General features: G+C 61.8%; 21 protein-coding genes. 10 read left to right on the top strand and 11 right to left on the bottom strand.

Annotated elements, in window-relative coordinates; translation table 11 throughout:
* Window positions 1-11: 11 nt before the first annotated feature.
* Complete coding sequence (locus A7X77_RS04490) at window positions 12-248, bottom strand: spike base protein, RCAP_Rcc01079 family (protein WP_064681813.1); 237 nt, start codon at window positions 246-248, stop codon at window positions 12-14.
* A gap of 1,248 nt (window positions 249-1,496) precedes the next feature.
* On the opposite strand from A7X77_RS04490, the gene A7X77_RS04480 reads away from it, so the two are divergent.
* The gene (locus tag A7X77_RS04480; RefSeq protein WP_197486786.1) at window positions 1,497-2,348 is read left to right on the top strand and encodes a dienelactone hydrolase family protein; all 852 of its coding nucleotides are present in this window, start codon (window positions 1,497-1,499) and stop codon (window positions 2,346-2,348) included.
* Window positions 2,349-2,617: 269 nt separating this feature from the next.
* Here the strand turns inward: A7X77_RS04480 and A7X77_RS04475 are convergent, their stop codons facing one another.
* Window positions 2,618-3,154 (bottom strand): YidB family protein, encoded by a 537-nt coding sequence (locus tag A7X77_RS04475; protein WP_064681810.1) that lies wholly within the window; start codon window positions 3,152-3,154, stop codon window positions 2,618-2,620.
* A 158-nt stretch (window positions 3,155-3,312) separates the two neighbouring features.
* Complete coding sequence (locus A7X77_RS04470; protein ID WP_064681809.1) at window positions 3,313-3,648, bottom strand: hypothetical protein; 336 nt, start codon at window positions 3,646-3,648, stop codon at window positions 3,313-3,315.
* 157 nt (window positions 3,649-3,805) lie between these two features.
* On the opposite strand from A7X77_RS04470, the gene A7X77_RS04465 reads away from it, so the two are divergent.
* From A7X77_RS04465 to A7X77_RS04435, 7 genes are all read left to right on the top strand, one after another.
* The gene (locus tag A7X77_RS04465; RefSeq protein WP_064681808.1) at window positions 3,806-4,135 is read left to right on the top strand and encodes an ArsR/SmtB family transcription factor; all 330 of its coding nucleotides are present in this window, start codon (window positions 3,806-3,808) and stop codon (window positions 4,133-4,135) included.
* Complete coding sequence (locus A7X77_RS04460; RefSeq protein ID WP_064681807.1) at window positions 4,132-4,596, top strand: SRPBCC family protein; 465 nt, start codon at window positions 4,132-4,134, stop codon at window positions 4,594-4,596. The genes A7X77_RS04465 and A7X77_RS04460 overlap by 4 nt, the downstream gene beginning before the upstream one ends.
* Window positions 4,597-4,638: 42 nt before the next feature.
* Entirely contained in the window at window positions 4,639-5,055 is a 417-nt protein-coding gene (locus tag A7X77_RS04455) for a GFA family protein (RefSeq protein ID WP_064681806.1), read from the top strand.
* Between the two features lie 117 nt (window positions 5,056-5,172).
* The gene (locus A7X77_RS04450; RefSeq protein ID WP_064681805.1) at window positions 5,173-5,505 is read left to right on the top strand and encodes an ArsR/SmtB family transcription factor; all 333 of its coding nucleotides are present in this window, start codon (window positions 5,173-5,175) and stop codon (window positions 5,503-5,505) included.
* Window positions 5,498-5,983, top strand: a complete 486-nt coding sequence (locus A7X77_RS04445; protein WP_064681804.1) for an SRPBCC family protein — start codon at window positions 5,498-5,500, stop codon at window positions 5,981-5,983. The genes A7X77_RS04450 and A7X77_RS04445 overlap by 8 nt, the downstream gene beginning before the upstream one ends.
* Window positions 5,976-6,596, top strand: a complete 621-nt coding sequence (locus A7X77_RS04440; RefSeq protein WP_197486785.1) for a glutathione S-transferase family protein — start codon at window positions 5,976-5,978, stop codon at window positions 6,594-6,596. The genes A7X77_RS04445 and A7X77_RS04440 overlap by 8 nt, the downstream gene beginning before the upstream one ends.
* Before the next feature lie 170 nt (window positions 6,597-6,766).
* On the top strand, window positions 6,767-7,579 hold the full coding sequence (locus tag A7X77_RS04435) for an alpha/beta hydrolase (RefSeq protein ID WP_064682306.1): 813 nt from the start codon (window positions 6,767-6,769) through the stop codon (window positions 7,577-7,579).
* 34 nt (window positions 7,580-7,613) lie between these two features.
* Here the strand turns inward: A7X77_RS04435 and A7X77_RS04430 are convergent, their stop codons facing one another.
* From A7X77_RS04430 to A7X77_RS04400, 7 genes are all read right to left on the bottom strand, one after another.
* Window positions 7,614-7,958: an antibiotic biosynthesis monooxygenase family protein gene (locus tag A7X77_RS04430; protein ID WP_064681803.1), complete on the bottom strand. Its 345-nt coding sequence runs from the start codon at window positions 7,956-7,958 to the stop codon at window positions 7,614-7,616.
* A 120-nt stretch (window positions 7,959-8,078) separates the two neighbouring features.
* Entirely contained in the window at window positions 8,079-8,429 is a 351-nt protein-coding gene (locus A7X77_RS04425; RefSeq protein ID WP_064681802.1) for an AraC family ligand binding domain-containing protein, read from the bottom strand.
* A 546-nt stretch (window positions 8,430-8,975) separates the two neighbouring features.
* Window positions 8,976-9,155: a hypothetical protein gene (locus A7X77_RS33365; protein ID WP_197486809.1), complete on the bottom strand. Its 180-nt coding sequence runs from the start codon at window positions 9,153-9,155 to the stop codon at window positions 8,976-8,978.
* Window positions 9,118-9,501 carry a DUF1963 domain-containing protein gene (locus tag A7X77_RS34365; RefSeq protein ID WP_082928766.1) on the bottom strand — a complete coding sequence of 128 codons (384 nt, stop codon included), beginning with the start codon at window positions 9,499-9,501 and terminating at the stop codon, window positions 9,118-9,120. Before A7X77_RS34365 ends, A7X77_RS33365 begins: the two co-directional genes overlap by 38 nt.
* Before the next feature lie 922 nt (window positions 9,502-10,423).
* Window positions 10,424-10,783 carry a VOC family protein gene (locus A7X77_RS04410; protein ID WP_064681799.1) on the bottom strand — a complete coding sequence of 120 codons (360 nt, stop codon included), beginning with the start codon at window positions 10,781-10,783 and terminating at the stop codon, window positions 10,424-10,426.
* A gap of 208 nt (window positions 10,784-10,991) precedes the next feature.
* The gene (locus A7X77_RS04405; RefSeq protein WP_064681798.1) at window positions 10,992-11,465 is read right to left on the bottom strand and encodes an SRPBCC family protein; all 474 of its coding nucleotides are present in this window, start codon (window positions 11,463-11,465) and stop codon (window positions 10,992-10,994) included.
* Between the two features lie 17 nt (window positions 11,466-11,482).
* Complete coding sequence (locus A7X77_RS04400; protein ID WP_064681797.1) at window positions 11,483-12,373, bottom strand: SDR family oxidoreductase; 891 nt, start codon at window positions 12,371-12,373, stop codon at window positions 11,483-11,485.
* 104 nt (window positions 12,374-12,477) lie between these two features.
* Between A7X77_RS04400 and A7X77_RS04395 the strand changes: the two genes are divergently transcribed.
* Window positions 12,478-13,368 (top strand): LysR family transcriptional regulator, encoded by an 891-nt coding sequence (locus A7X77_RS04395; RefSeq protein WP_064681796.1) that lies wholly within the window; start codon window positions 12,478-12,480, stop codon window positions 13,366-13,368.
* A 236-nt stretch (window positions 13,369-13,604) separates the two neighbouring features.
* Here the strand turns inward: A7X77_RS04395 and A7X77_RS04390 are convergent, their stop codons facing one another.
* Window positions 13,605-14,351, bottom strand: a complete 747-nt coding sequence (locus tag A7X77_RS04390) for a glucose 1-dehydrogenase (protein WP_064682305.1) — start codon at window positions 14,349-14,351, stop codon at window positions 13,605-13,607.
* Between the two features lie 106 nt (window positions 14,352-14,457).
* Here A7X77_RS04390 and A7X77_RS04385 point away from each other — a divergent pair, with 106 nt between their 5' ends.
* Window positions 14,458-14,808 carry an ArsR/SmtB family transcription factor gene (locus tag A7X77_RS04385; protein WP_064681795.1) on the top strand — a complete coding sequence of 117 codons (351 nt, stop codon included), beginning with the start codon at window positions 14,458-14,460 and terminating at the stop codon, window positions 14,806-14,808.
* The last annotated feature ends 70 nt before the right edge of the window (window positions 14,809-14,878 follow it).

Below are 14,878 nucleotides of genomic sequence, written 5' to 3'. Positions count from 1 at the left end.
CGTCTGAACGCTCAGAACAATGCGACGATATTCGACGCCGTCGTCCCGGTCAGCGCGACGATCGCCGCATGAACCGGCAGGATCGTCCCGGCCGGCACGCTCCTGAAAATCACCGGATCCATATCGCGGCGCGGCGCAATCGCCACATCGCCGGCCGTGCCGATATAGAGCGCCCGGGCGCCGACAATCGCACTGTCATTCGGCGTGACCACAGCGGCTCGCGAGGCCGGCGCAATCGAAGGGTCCATTGCAGTTCTCCTTGTGAAGAGGTGAGCGTCCATGCTGACGCGTCCCGATCCCGATAAGATCGGAGATGAGAGGTCAGGCCGACAAAGATGGCGGGATCAACGATGATCTGAGGAGGCGCGAGACCGAAAGTCGACGCCGATTTGAGCGTCGACATCACCTCTCGATTCAAATTTCGCAGCTTGGATTTACGGCAGTGATAAATGATCTGCCGGGGGGTGATCAAGCGCTGATTGTCGGTCTCGCGCCAGAGTGAAATCGAGCCTTCTCGACCAGGTGGACGCCGGAATTCCATGGGCTGCTCCGGCTGCGGATTTGGTGAAACGCCACCCCACCCTCCGTCATCCCAGGCCTTGTGCCCGGGATCCATGCCCGCTCCGGTGGAGACCGGCCGTGGATCCTCGGGTCGAGCCCGATCCTCGGGTCAAGCCCGAGGAGGACGGAGCAAGGGGTGAACTCCACGGCAAACCGCGCTGGCGGCTCAACGGTGTCGGCCGACGCGCAAATTCCGGTTTGGCAATAACGCCCGTCCCACCCTCCGTCATCCCAGGCCTTGAGCCTGGGATCCATGCCGGCTCCGGTGGAGACCAGCCGTGGATCCTCGGGTCAAGCCCGAGGAGGACAGAGCAAGGGTGAGCTCCGCGGCAAATCTGGGGTCGCGGCCCAGACGCTGACCGGTTCGCAAGCCTTGGTGAGCCGATCCTACGCCCGAAGGGTCGTCGCCGGCCTTCACCGTCGACACCACCTCTGAATTCAAATCTCGCAGCTTGGATTTACGGTAGTGATAATGGAAGTGGCGGGGGGTGATCAAGAACTGATTATCGCTCTCCGGTTCAAATTCGAGCCTGCTCGACACAATGGTGCCAGATTGCTCCACCCCGCACCGACGACGGATTTGCCAAACGCCCGTCCCACCCTCCGTCATCCCAGGCCTTGAGCCTGGGATCCATGCCGGCTCCGGTGGAGACCAGCCGTGGATCCTCGGGTCAAGCCCGAGGAGGACGGAGCAAGGGGTGAGCTCCGCGGCAAATCTGGGGTCGCGGCCCAGACGCTGACCGGTTCGCAAGCCTTGGTGAGCCGATCCTACGCCCGAAGGGTCGTCGCCGCCTTCACCGTCGATACCACCTCTGAATTCAAATCTCGCAGCTTGGAATGCGGGCGTTGAATGAACTTAGGCGCCAGGCGATACCATCCAGAGCGAGCGAGTCCTATATTGGTTGGCAGGCTGTCGATCACAGGTGGAGGAGTCTGTGAAAACCACTATCTCGCGACTTCTTCTTTGCCTCGTCGCTTGTCTTGGGCTCCCCCCGTCCGAGAAGCCCGCCAATGCCGAGGAATTGGTGCGGTTCGAAAGCACGCCGGTGAAGCTGAGCCCATTTCGAATCCGCAAGGCTCTCGAACAGGGCGACATTCTCCCGCAGCCGCAGGGCACGCCGTTGCTCGGATATCTTTCCCGCCCCAAGGGCGATGGCCCCTTCCCGGCAATCGTTGTCATGCATGGATGCGATCACATGCGTGCGAGCGTCAGGGAGCTTTGGCCGAAGCGGCTGGTCTCATGGGGTTATGTCGTGCTTGTTGTCGACAGCTTCACCACCCGCAATATCAAGGATCCCTGTCGAAGCCATGTCCCCGATCGCGCCTTTGACGCCTATGGCGCTTTGGATTTCCTGTCGAAATCAGGCTTCGTCGATGCCGGGCGCGTCGCATTGATGGGCTTTTCGGCAGGCGGCACCACAACGCTGGATGCAACAAAAACCGGAGGCTTCGAGCAACTTGTCGAGCGCAAGTTCCGGGCGGCGATTGCCTATTATCCCGCCTGTGACGCAGACCGGGGCGATGCGACGGTGCCGAGCCTGATCCTGATCGGCGAACGGGATAATTGGAGCCGGCCCGAACGATGCCAGAAGAGGCTCGCCCGTCTGAGTGACAATGGCCCGCCGATCGAGCTCAATATCTACAAGGGCAGGTATCACGGTTTCGACGCCCCGGAGTTCACCGGGGGAAAGCGGGTATTGGGCCATATCGAAAAATACGATCGCGACGCCGCAGGAAAATCCATCGGCACGGTGTACACGTTTCTTCGAAAGCACTTGGGAAAGTAGAGCTCTTGCGTGTCAGGGCAGACCAAACCGGTCGCCCAATGTCATGTTCGGGTCCCGACCGTGTCTGGCACCCACGCCACCCCACCTTCCGTTACCCAGGCCTTGAGCTGGGATCCAAACCCAGTGGCCTGGGAGACGTTCTTGGATCCTCGGGTCAAGCCCGAGGAAGACGGTGTATGAGGCGATCACTGCGATCCAAACCTGAAGAGCCTGGTGGCGATCTCGTAACTGCCTTTCAGCGATGCCCGCGCACGGCCGAATGAAAGCGCCTAGACGCCGCTCGGCCGCCCGGAACTTGTCGCCTGGCTCGCCGATGACAGGAACGCCTCCTCTTCGCTCGGCACTTTCCCTTCCGGCGTCAGATCGTCGACGGCCTTCGGCAGATCGCGGCTGAGGCGCCCGAGGATTTCCTGATGCGAGAGACCGGTATTCCTGGCGATCTCGTTCAAAACTTCCGGGCCGAGGGCTTCGGCGAGTTCGCCGTCATTGATGTCGGCATTCTGGCCGGGGCGCACCCAGGATTCCATCTTGTCGCCGTGGCCGTTCTGCTGAAAGGTCTTCAGGAGATCGCCGAGACCGCCGCTGACGATGCCGCCGGAGGTCAGGCCGCCGAGAAGGCCACCCAGGCCGCCGCCGGAGCCGGCCAGTCCGCCGAGAAGGCCGCCGAGACCGCCCGGCTGCTGCCCTCCCGCCCCGGCTTGCTGCGGATTCTGGAGACCCCGCAGGACCTCCCTGATCTTGTCCCTGTTCTGGTAGCCGGCAACGGCAAGAACGGCGAGAAGCGCCTTCAATTGACCACTCATCATGATGCATTCCTCCGGTGATTGTCAGCGCGGTTCAGGCGAACCGCTCCATCGGTTGTTCGGCAATTCGACGGGAAAACCGCTTCGGTCGACGCTCGCCAGCCGACGTTGCAAGAAGCAATGTCGCGCCGAAGCGTCCGGCCGGTTTCATTTTCGTACGGTCAGATTTCCGGGCAGCCGCGCCGGTTGGCGAAGACCATCCGTTCCGGCCCGCGGCGCGTCATTCCCTGGACGACGATGCTGCGCGGCGACATGCGGACGATCTGGGCACGGCGAAGGCCTTCGCTGCGGGCAATGTCGAGCGCGTCATCGGGATCGCAGCCGCGTGGCCCGCGGCGGTCATAGCGGTCGTAGCGGTCGCGGTCTCGGTCGTAAACGCCGACCCCACCGGGGCCGAGGCGCAATTCCAAATCCTGCGCGGCGGCAATGGTCGGCGCGATGGTGAGGCCGCTCATGGCGGCCAGGCCGACCAATATGAACTGAAGAGACTTATGCATGGTTTCCTCCCATGGTCTTGTGCTTATCGCCATACCAACATCGCCATGGGGATTTTGTTCCGCGAGCAGGAGAAGCCGGCGGAAGCGAAAGGCCCATACGCCAGAGCCAAACCAATTAGTATTGACTCATCAATTAGCCTGCGCTATTTAATCTCCTATGATCGAAACCGCTTCCGTCACATCAGTCATGCGCGCCCTTGCCGATCCCACGCGGCGGGCCGTGTTCGAAAACATCGTCCTTTCCAAGGAGATCACCGTCGTCGAGCTGACACGGGCAAGTCCGGTGACGCAGGGCGCCGTCTCGCAGCATCTGAAGGCGCTGAAGCAGGCCGGTCTCGTCGCAGAGCGACCCGAAGGGCGCAACGTCTATTACCGCGCCGCGCCGGAAGGGCTCGCGCCGCTTGTCGACTGGATGGACCATTACGGCACCTTCTGGCGCGAGCGCTTTGCCGATCTCAGAACCTTGCTGAAGGAAATCGATCCATGACCGAGACCGCATTCAAGCCCGAGACGCAGGAAATCGTCGTCGACGAGGTGTTTCCGCACGCGCCGGAAACGCTCTGGAAAACCCTGACCACGGCCGATCTGATGGGCCGCTGGCTGATGATGCCGGAGGGTTTCGAGCCGGTCGAGGGCAAGCGCTTCACCTACCGGACGACGCCGGCCGGCGCCTGGGACGGCACCATTCATTGCCAGGTGCTGGAGGTGAGGCCGAACGAGCGTCTCTCCTATGCCTGGAAAGGCGGCCATGCTGAAAACACCGGCTATGGCTCGCCGCTCAATACGGTGGTCACTTTCCTCCTGTCGCCGGCAGAAAACGGCACGCGGCTGCGCCTCATCCATTCCGGCTTCGTGCTGCCGAAGAACGAAACGGCCTACCGGAAAATGGGCGAAGGCTGGAAAAAGGTCGTCATGAATATCGGCGCCCTTGCCGGCGACACCGACTGAAACGGCGCGTCGCGTCCCATCATCACAAACAGGAGAGAAGAGATGAGCAAGCCCTTTACCGGCGGTTGCGCATGCGGCGCCATTCATTACGAAATCTCGGCCGAGCCGATCGCAATGAACGACTGCCAGTGCCGCGACTGCCAGCGCACGAGCGGCACCGGCCACGGATCCTACCTGACCTTCCCGAGCCGGCAGGCGGTGAAGCTCGAAGGCCAAGCCAGCCATTGGCAAATGGTCGCCGACAACGGCAACGTCAAGACGCGCGGCTTCTGCCCCACCTGCGGCGCGCCTGTTTATCTGACCTTCTCCTATATGCCTGACTTCTTCACCATCCACGCCGCCAGCCTCGACGAGCCCGAGCGCTACCAGACGCAGCTGGTGACCTACACTATACGCGGCCATGCCTGGGACAAGCTCGACCCGGAGGTACCGAAATTCGAAAAGATGCCGCCGATGTGAGGCTGGGACGGCTCCCGCGAAAGGGCGGCCGGGCCTGTTGCCCACCCGGCCCAAATTCCCTTTGACATCTCGCCGTCGAGAATATATCCATATGGCTATATAGCTAAATGGTGATATATGGATGACCAGCTCGATGCGATTTTTTCCGCGCTCGCCGACCCCACCAGGCGAGCAATTCTCGGGCGTCTTGCGAAGGGCAAGGCGACCGTGGCCGAACTCGCTGATCCCTTCGCGTTGTCTCAGCCCGCCATATCAAAGCATCTTAAAGTCCTGGAACAAGCCGGATTGATCCGCTCCGGCCGTGAAGCCAATTCGCGTCCGCGCGTCCTCGAGCCGGCCGCGCTGAAGACGATTGCGGATTGGATCGCCGATTACACACGCTTCTGGGACCAAAGCTTCGATCGTCTCGATGACTATCTGTCCAAGGTACAAGGATACGAAAATGACTAATCCGGAGACCGACACCGATACCAGCCGCGACCTCGTTCTTGTGCGAAGGTTTAATGCCCCATGCGATCTCGTTTTCAGAGCATGGACCGACCCGAAAGCCTTGGTGCAATGGTGTGGTCCTCACGGTTTTAAGGCGGTGGGCGACAGACTTGAAGCCTGGCCCGGCGGCAGACACCGCGCCTGCCTGATTGCACCGGATGGAGAAGAGCATTGGGTCGGCGGAAAATATCTGGAGGTCGAGCCGCCGCACAGGCTTGTCTTCACCCATGCCTGGGAGCGCGGAACCGGGCAAACCAGTCCCGAAACACTCGTCACCATCACCTTCAGGGAAAGTGACGGAGGCACGGAAATGACCTTCCGCCAAAGTGGGTTCGAAAGCGCATCGTCCCTTGCGGGCCATGAAACCGGCTGGTCGGAAAGTTTCGAGCGATTGAGCGCTTTTGTCGGGACTGAATCCGAAGGGCGGAACCATGCGTAAGGCGGCGATGAAGCTCTATTATTGCGAGACGCTCAATCCCCGCAAGGCCTGCGCCGCCGCGCGCTTTCTGCAAGCCGACGTCGAGTTCGTCAGGGTTGACCTGGCAGGCGGAGAACAGCGCAGCGCAGAATTCCTGGCGCTGAACCCGAACGGCAAAGTCCCGGTGCTGCAGGATGCTGCCGGGACCCTATGGGAAGCGAACGCCATCATGTGCAGACTGTCCGACAGCGTCGCATCGGATTTCTGGCCGCATGACCACCGGCAGATCGACGTACTGCGCTGGTTGAGCTGGGATGCCAGTCATTTCACCCTGCACGGGGCAACGCTGTGGTTTGAAACCCTGATCAAGCCATTGTTCGGCGGCGAGCCTGACGTGGCGGTGATCGAAGGCGCAAAGGCGAGTTTTCGGCTGCATGGTCGCGTGCTCGACGATCATTTGGCCACCAATAGCGTCGCCGTCGGGAAGGCGCTGACCGTTGCGGATTTCGCACTGGCCGCCGCACTTCCTTATGCAGCCGTCGCCGATATTCCACTCGCCGAGTTCCCCCATATTCAAAGGTGGTACGGACGGCTTGAAGAACTGGATGCGTGGCGAAACCCTTTCCCAGCCTGAGAAGCCATAAGCGCAGGGCCTTTTGCGAAGCGTGAAGGCGTTACGCGTCTCGACCTCTTCTCCATCGGAAGGCTTTGTGCAAATATTGCCGCCGCGCTGAGCACACCACGCCGCAACGGGCCGCGGTTGCGAAACGTTCCGGGCATTGCCAAACAGTGGGTCCATTCTTCGTGAGCGCTACAAGGTACTTGCTGATCTTGCCGCTGATGGCGGCCATCGCCTACATAGCGGTCGTGGCCCTGGTCTTTTTTTCCCAGCGGTCCCTGCTTTATCCCGGCGCCGGCGCCGCTCCTCTTCTCCAGGGCGCGAACTGGGGCGAGACGATCCACGTCAAGACGCCTGACGGCGAGATGCTTCATGGACTGTACAGCCAGGGCGACAGCGACAAGCCCTGTGTGCTGCTCTTTTTCGGAAACGGTGACCGCGTCGACAATTACGCGTTTCTCGCACGGGCGCTGGCCGCGCGGAGAATTGGATTGCTGGCGATTTCCTATCGCGGCTATCCCGGATCGACCGGCGCACCCAGCGAGCAGGGGCTGCTGACGGACGGCATCGCCGCGTTCGACTGGCTCTCGGCGCACGCCGGAAGCGGCATCGTTGTGCTGGGCCGCTCACTCGGCACCGGCGTTGCCGTCCATACGGCCGCGAACAGGCCGGCCGTGGGCGTCATTCTTGTGTCTCCGTACCTGTCGGTTCTGTCGGTTGCTCAGGCACGTTATCGGTTCCTTCCGGTCGCGGTTCTTCTCAAGGATCCCTTCCGCTCGGACCTCAACATCGGCAAAGTCAGACAACCGAAGTTGTTCCTCCACGGCCGGCTTGACGACAGCATCCCGCTTTCTTCAGGCGAGGCGCTATACAGCATCGCACCCGAGCCCAAGCAGATGGTGATCTATGACGGTGCGGGTCACAACGATATCTTCGACGATAACATGGTCGGCGATGTCATCCGTTTCGTGGAAGCGCTGGAAGAAAACCGGCCTTGAATCCGTCACGGACGGCACCCGCCTGGGGCGAATCTCATCGCAGTGCGACGGCTTCCGCTTCAAATCCATAAGCGCGTTGAACGAGCGCGACACGGATTTCGTAACGCTCATACCAGTCTGCCCGGCCCCGGCGTTGCGCTTCGACGTGATCGAGGACCGCTTTCCATGCCCGGATGCTTTCCTCGTCCCGCCAATAAGAGTTGATGATGCCGAAACCGTCGGCACGGCGGGCGCTTTCGAAACCCAGAAATCCGGGCTGCTGTTTTGCCAACTCCACCATCGCAGCGCCGACGTCACCGTAGCCGTCTTCGACCTCCGTTCGTTGCGATGAGAAGCAGACGACGTAATAGGGTGGTGCAGGTAGGCTCGCGATAGCCATGCCAACCTCTCGTTGCCGACAGACAGAAATCTCTGCAACATCGCCGTGCGGTCAATCCGGCAACGTCGCCACCTGGAAATCAATCAGCGCCGCCGGGAAACGCTTTCGTCACCTTGCGGCTTACGAATGGGCCGGCCGCCAATGGGGATAAGTGACATAGGCGGTGAATGCGCCCTCCTCATGCGAGCGGATCGTCACCGTCTCGCCCTTCGGCATATAGACGATCTCGCCCGGCCGGGCGCTCACCGTTCCTGCCTCCGTCGAAACCGAAAGCCGCCCTTCCAGAACGATCATGACGTCGTCGACATCAATCGTTTCGGTCAGGCTCTGGCCGGGGGCGTAGCGTCCGTAACCGATAGTGATCGGCCCGCCATGCCGCTCGTCGACGAGATTGCCCACGAAGATGTCGCCCTCCTGGCCGGGCGAGCGCTCCAGCGCGACATCGGCTTTCGTGAATTTCCGGATTTTCATTCGTCTTCCTCCATGCCTGCTGCAGAGTTAGAGCGGAGAAAGGGCGCGCCAAGGCGGATGGGATGTCTTGCGCCATGCACGACGCCTCCATCATTCCAGGCCCTGAGCCTGGAATCCATGGCCGCAGTCGACCAGACGAGCATGGGTCCTCGGGTCAAGCCCGAGGACGACGGAGCGTGGGGTAAGCTTGTGGCAAATCCAGCGACGGGTGATGCAACAGCAGCGGCGTTGCGCCTCATGCCGATGCCCCTCCCCAACCTCCGTCATTCCAGGCCTTGAGCCTGGAATCCATGGCCGCAGCCGAGGAGGCCGGGTGGGTCCTCGGGTGAAGCCCGAGGACGATGGGGGGTGACGTGAACCTTGTGCCAATAACCGTGCGCACGCTCGAGAAAGAGCGCGCCCCACTCGATTCTCAGCGAAAACCGCCGCTGGCAACCAGCCATCCGCCGGCGAGGATCCAGGTCCAAGCCGAACTCTGAGCCAATTTGAGCGACAGATGTTCGCCGGCGGCTCCAACGGTGCTGAGCCAACGACAACAGGCGGTGCTCAACCGTTTATGACGACGCGAATGTTCTCGAAGCTGCCTTGGGCCAGTTCATGGCGCGGAACGATCAGTGTCAGGTGCCGGCCCCAGCCCCAGCCGAAGATCGCGTCCGGGAATAGCTGCAGGAGAACTGCATTGTCCCTGTCAAAGGGTGGTTCTGCTGCGTATGCGGACGCGAGCAATGCATTCTCCTGGCGAAATCTCTTCTGATCGCGGGCGCTGTAATACATCTGCGCATTGAAGTATTCCAGGGGCGCCGCCCCATAGTCCCGCGGGGAACGCACGGCAATCCAGTTGCGCCACGAAAATCAGCGGCTCGCCGTCCGGTCCGACCGGCCACGAGAAATACGAGGGCATCCTCGGCTCTCCCCCGTACCAACCATGTCCTGCTTCTCCCTGGACCGGGGGGACCCGCTTGGCGATACGCGCGTCGATGCGGAACTGTTCGAGTTTGAGAAAATTCTCATCGCCATAGGCGAGCGCGCCGGTTGTGGCAGAGCTTGGCTCTCGGCGGAACGGATTTCTCATGGCAGCTACAGTCTTTTCGATGGGAATGGCGGGACACTACCACAGACCGGTAATCACGTTACATATCTACTATAGGAGGTGGTTATACCTTGCCGTCCTGTCGGAAGAGGCTCATGGGTGGCGCGCGCGATAGAGGACACCGCCGAACCATAAAGAATGCGTTTGCCACAAGCTCGAGCAGCCGAGGGGCCTGGCGTGGGTCCTCGGGTCAAGCCCGAGGACGACGGAGGGTGGGGTGAGCTCCGTGGCAAATCCAGCGATGGTGAGGCAATAGCGGCGTTGCGCCACTTGCAGGTCGCCCTCCGCAACCTCCGTTGCGCCTCTTGCCGATACCCCTCCCCAGCCTCCGTCATTCCAAGCCTTGAGCCTGGAATCCATCGCCGCAACCGATGAGGCCAGCATCGGTCCTCGAGGGAAGCCCGAGGACGACGGAGGGTGGGGTGAGCTCCGTGGCATATCCAGCGATGGTGAGGGAATAGCAGCAGCGTCGCGCCACTTGCGATGGCCCTCCCCAGCCTCCGTCATTCCAGGCCTTGAGCCTGGAATCCATGGTCACAGCCGAGGGGGTCCTCGGGTCAAGCCCGAGGACGACGGAAGGTGGGGTAAACTCCGCGACAAAACCAGCGAAAGTGAGAGAATGGCCGCAGCGTTTCGCCTCTTGCCGATGGCTCTCCCCGACCTCCGTCATTCCAGGCCTTGAGCCTGGAATCCATGGCCACAGCTGAGGAGGCCGGCGTAGGTCCTCGGGTCAAGCCCGAGGACGACGGAGGCCGTTGCACTTCCTTATGCAGCCGCCGCCGAGTTCAGGCATATTCAAAGGTGGTATAAACGGCTTGAAGAACTGGATACGTGGCGAAAGCCTTTGCCAGTCTGAAGGCGCGTGACTATCGAGATCGGCCAACGAGGAGCGACCCAGTCGCCATCAACCCTGCGCCGGCTCCCACAGCTCGACCGGATTGCCCTCGGGATCGTGAATGCGGGCAAAGCGGCCTACCTCCGAGTTCCATTCATCCCGGGTTTCCACCGCGATCCCACTTGCCGTCAGGCTGGCCATCAGCCCATCGAGATCATCGACGCGGAAATTGATCATCCATTGTTGTTCCGCGCGACCGAAATAATCGGTGTCCTTCGAAAACGGGCCAAATATCGTCATCCCGGCCTCCTGCTGCCATACCGACTTGTGCAGGTCGTCAATGCCGAGATGCTTTTGATACCATTCCGCCAGGCCGGCCGGGTTCGCCGCCCTAAAGAACACACCGCCGATGCCAACGGCCTTTGGCATAGAACTCTCCTCATCTTGAAACCAGCACAATGCAACCGCTCGGACGCGCATGCAACCTGTGAATTGGCAAGGACGTGGTGTTCGGTTCGGTGCGAGGCCAGTCGGCTGCCTCCGCACTCGCTGAAAGCTTTGAACGCCAGGGGTGGCCGCGCATCTGCCGATTTCGGCCGCTTCGCGCCGACACCCAACCTTAAGGTCCCGGCGATGCTCAGAGCTTTCCCTCCGCGAGCAGTTCGCGGGTCCGCTTCAGCGTCGACAGCAGGGCGGCCTTATAGCCTGTTTCGCTATCGAATTGTGCCTGCTCGGCCTGCTCTTCCGGGCCGCTCGGCTGTTTGCCGCGCAGGCCGAGATAACAGTAGAAGCGCAGCTGCAGCTGACCCTCTTCATCTTCGAAGAGCTCATTGATGATCGCTCCCTCGCGTGGCCCCGTCGCCTGGAAGAAAGTGACCTTGCCTTGCGGTTCGAGGGTGATGATCTCGCGCAGATCCTGTCCGGCAATCGTCGCCTCGCGCACGAAGTGGGTCGGGCTTTCCTCGACGACATCGCAGCGGGTGCAGAGACCGGCGGGAAGAAAGAGCCGGGCGTCGCGCGCCTTGCGTTCCAGGCCCTGCCAGGCCTCAGCGCGGGTCAACGAGATTGCGCCCTCCGGGTTCACCGGAACTGTGGCTGTCGAATAGATCATGATAATGCCCCTTCTGGTCAAATCGTTGTTGTGTTTGCCTCAGCGGAGGCAGCGGTTTGCGAGGCGAAGACGCGATAGGAGCGCAGCGGGCGGCCGAGCAGCTTTGTCAGACGCTCGACATCGCCGGCCTCAGGCAGCATTCCGTCCGTCAGGAAGCGTTCGCCCATCAGGCCCATGTCGTAGGCCATCCAGGCGGGCATGAACTGCCTGAGATTCTGCTCGAAGCCCTCGGTATTGTCGCCCCCATAGTGGATCGGACGGGCAAGCACGTCTGACCAGATGGCGGCAATATCAATTCCGGTCAGTGTCTCCGGACCGACGAGATTGATCCTCTCCAGCGCCAGCGGCTCCGCAGCCTGCTCGCGGCGCAGCAGCTCGAGAGCGGCGACCTCGGCGATATCGCGAACATCGACCATGGCGAGCCCCTTGGGCCCGATCGGCATCGGATAGGCGCCGTAGCCGGTGATGACGTCTTTGACCATCAGGTCGTTCTGGATGAAGTAGGCCGGGCGCAGGATCGTCGCCTTGAAACCCATCTGCTCGATCATCCGCTCGACGCCGAACTTTCCGGCGAAATGCGGCACGTTCACGTAGACGTCGGCGTGGATCACCGAGAGATAGACGATCCGCTCGATGCCGGCCGATCGGGCGACGTTCAGCGCAATCAAAGCCTGGGTGAACTCGTCCGGTACCACGGCATTGAGAAGGAACAGGGTCGACACGCCTGACATGGCATTGCGCAGCGCGTCGATGTCGAGAAAATCGCCCTGCACGACGCTGACGCCAGCCGGGAATTCGGCTTTCGACGGGTCGCGGACAAGGGCACGGACTTCGGCGCCGCGCTTGACGAGGTGTTCGACGACTTGGCTGCCGACATTGCCTGTCGCGCCGGTGACGAGAATGGTCATGGTATTTCTCCGTGTCGGGTTGCTTGACACGGCGAATATGTGTGGTTCACTGGCAGTCCGATAGGCAGCGATTTTGGACACACCGTCTCAGCTGTGGAACACCCATGGACCTTCTTGCCCTTGCCGATTTCAATCTCGTTGCTCGCCATGGTGGCTTCGGTAAAGCGGCCAGGGCAACCGGCCGGCCGAAGGCTACCCTGTCCCGGCGCGTCGCCGAGCTGGAAAGCAGCCTCGATCTCAGGCTGTTTGAACGGGGTGCGCGTGACCTGAAGCTCACCGAAGAAGGACGGGCGCTCTTCGAGCGGACGGCGGCACTGCTTGCCGAACTCGACGAGACGGCTTCGGCGATTGCGTCCGGCGGTCAGAAACCAAAGGGGAAATTGCGGATCAGCGCGCCGCTGCATTTTTCCCAGACCGCCATGGGGAGGATCGCCGCGGGATTTGCCCTCAAATATCCCGAGGTGAGGCTTGAGGTGACGAGTGAGGACCGGTCCGTCGATATGATCGAGGAAGGCTACGACCTGGTCATCCGGGTCAATCCCGATCCCGACGAAAGCCTGGTCGGACGGGCCTTTCTGCGCGACCGGCTGGTGGTGGTGGCAAGCCCCGACCTTCCCCGCCCGACCGGCGGACGTGCGGCTCCCGGCGTTGCGCGTGGCGCAGGCGAAGCGCAAATATGGCGGGTGAGAACGGCCGGCGGCCAGTCGACGATCAGGATCGAACCCGTGCTCACTTTGTCAACGCTGATCACGATCCGGGATGCGGTGCGCGCCGGCGTCGGTGCAGGACGTCTTCCCATATCGCTGGTGAGCCACGACCTGGCGGATGGCACATTGGTCAGTTGGGGGGACATCGACGGCCCGGAGATCGCTCTCTGGACGCTCTACCCCTCTCGGCGGCTGCTGAGCGCGCGCGTGTCGGCGTTCCTGGACTTTTTGAAGCAGGCCTTCCCCAACGGGACGCCTGATGAACTCGCCGCCTATATCGGCAGGTGATGACCGCGCTTTGCCGGCGCAAGGATGAGCTCCGGCATTGACTTTGTAAGTCTCGTCAATGCGATCGTGGCGGCTGAGACGCAGCAATCGCGAGAACTGCGAGAGCATGATGCCGATAAGCCTGAGCGGCTTTCTGACGGATCATGCTCTAGCTCTTTAATTCAGACAGGATCGAGGTTTCAGGCCGGCCCCGGCCTGAACACCCAACCCGTGATCCGAGGAGAGCGGAAATCCCCTTAGCGGAAGCCGCCGCTGGCAGCGAGCCGTTCGCCAGTCAGCCAGCGGGCGTCGTCGGACGCGAGGAAGACCGCGACGCCGGCAATATCGTCCGGCTGGCCGATGCGGGCAAGCGGCGTCTGGGCGACGACGCTCTGCTCGAGATCCGAGCCGATGACGCCGGCAGTGTGCGTGCCCTCGGTCTCGACCATGCCCGGCAGGATGGCGTTGACGCGGATCTTGCGCGGGCCGAGCTCCTTGGCGAGCACGCTGTTGATACCCTCCACGGCGCCCTTGGTGCCGGTATAGACGGCCGAGGACGGCGGCGCCATGCTGGTGACCACCGAGGAGATGTTGATGACGCTGCCGCCCTCGCCGAGGTGCTTGACCGCCGCCTGGGTGGTCAGGAGAACGCCGAGCACGTTGACGTCGAAGATGCGGCGATAATGTTCCTCGGTCACTTCCTCGATCGAGGCGAATTCGTAGACGCCGGAATTGTTGACCAGCACGTCGAGCTTGCCGAATTCCTTGACGGCGGCATCGACCACGCCCTGGGCCTGTTCGGCCTTGGAAACATCGCCCTGAACCGCGATCGCCTGGCCGCCGGCCGCACCGATCGCTTCGACCACCGCATCGGCGCCCGCCTTGCTCGAGGCGTAATTCACCACGACCTTCGCCCCTTCGGCCGCCAGCGCTTTGGCAATGGCGGCGCCGATCCCCTTGGAGGCCCCCGTAACCACTGCGACTTTACCCGTGAGCTTGGCCATATTCGATCCCTTCTGATCTGGACTGCCGCCGGAAGTGACGGCTTGTTCCATAGTTCAGAAATTCGGAACTGTTGATCTTGATGTCAAGGGGCGCTATATAAAATTCATGCGACCGCTCTTTCACCCAGCCCTGGAGGACATACGGCCGGAAGCGATTCTTTATGCGCTGTCCGATCCCGAGCGCGTCGCCATCTTCGCGAAGCTTGCCACCGCCGGCTGCGGCGGCACGTGCTCGGCGCTGGCCGACCTCGGCGACCGCGTCATTCCAAAATCGTCGCTGTCGAACCATTTCAAGGTGCTGCGCGAATCCGGCCTGATCCGCAGCGAGCGCCAGGGTGTGGAGATGCGCAACCAGACCCGCTGCGCGGAACTCGATGAACGCTTCCCGGGGCTGATCAGATCCATTCTGGTGGCTTATGGACAGTTTCCCGGGCAGCTGGAGACGATGTCGCGGTAAAAAAGTCGTGACGGGCAATGAGCCGAAACGGCGTTGGCCGAGGCTTTACTCCTGAGCGATGAGGCGGAAA

This window comes from Rhizobium bangladeshense, from assembly GCF_001662075.1.
Taxonomy (GTDB): domain Bacteria; phylum Pseudomonadota; class Alphaproteobacteria; order Rhizobiales; family Rhizobiaceae; genus Rhizobium; species Rhizobium bangladeshense_B.
The sequence above is the reverse complement of the archived record's forward strand: the minus strand, read 5'-3'. Positions and strand labels throughout refer to the sequence as shown.